Source organism: Kocuria subflava (assembly GCF_012163155.1).
GTDB classification, from domain to species: domain Bacteria; phylum Actinomycetota; class Actinomycetes; order Actinomycetales; family Micrococcaceae; genus Kocuria; species Kocuria subflava.
Genome location: NZ_JAAVUN010000177.1, coordinates 1 through 589, shown reverse-complemented (window position 1 = coordinate 589; position 589 = coordinate 1). Strand labels below are relative to the sequence as shown.

General features: G+C 63.5%; 2 pseudogenes. Both read right to left on the bottom strand.

Features of this window, described 5'->3' with window-relative positions:
* Window positions 1-388, bottom strand: a pseudogene (locus GTW58_RS13625) (endolytic transglycosylase MltG); the annotation flags it as partial.
* Window positions 385-589 (bottom strand): annotated as a pseudogene (locus GTW58_RS14805) (Holliday junction resolvase RuvX); the annotation flags it as partial. The pseudogenes GTW58_RS14805 and GTW58_RS13625, both read right to left, overlap by 4 nt.

Below are 589 nucleotides of genomic sequence, written 5' to 3'. Positions count from 1 at the left end.
GGATGAATTCGCCCTCGTGGTTTTCGTTGAAGGTCTCGATGAAGCGTTCACCGTTGGCCACGATGTCCTGGTTCGCCAGGTCCATGGCGACCTCCTGCGTGGAGGCACCTTCGGCGATCGTGTAGTTGACGGTTTCCTTGCCCTCGCCCCGGTAGTCCTTGCGTTCGAACCAGCCGAAGTTGTTGCCGACCACCGCAAAGGCGAAAACCGCGGCCACGGTGAACAGGGCGATCGCCCCGACCAGCGACATGTTGTGCCGCTTCTTGAGTCGGTCGAGTTGCGCTTCGGAACGCTCTTCGACCTGGAAGGCCCCCGAGATCCCTCGAGTACCCCGCTGGGGCGTCCGCGACTGGCCCGGCCTTTCCGGGCCGTTCTTCTGGTCGCTCACGTGAGGTCTCCCTCCGAGTTGGCGGACAAGGCAGATTCGTCCGCCTTCGTGTCAGTATTCTTGTCTGTTCCGCGGCCATCGGCCGGTTCGGCCCGTTCCATGGCGCGGCGCGCCGTCTGAAGCGCGGATTCAAGGATGGTCACGGCCGCTTGTTGATCGACCTTGTCCCTGTGCTCTCGCCGTGAGACGCCGGCTTCGAGC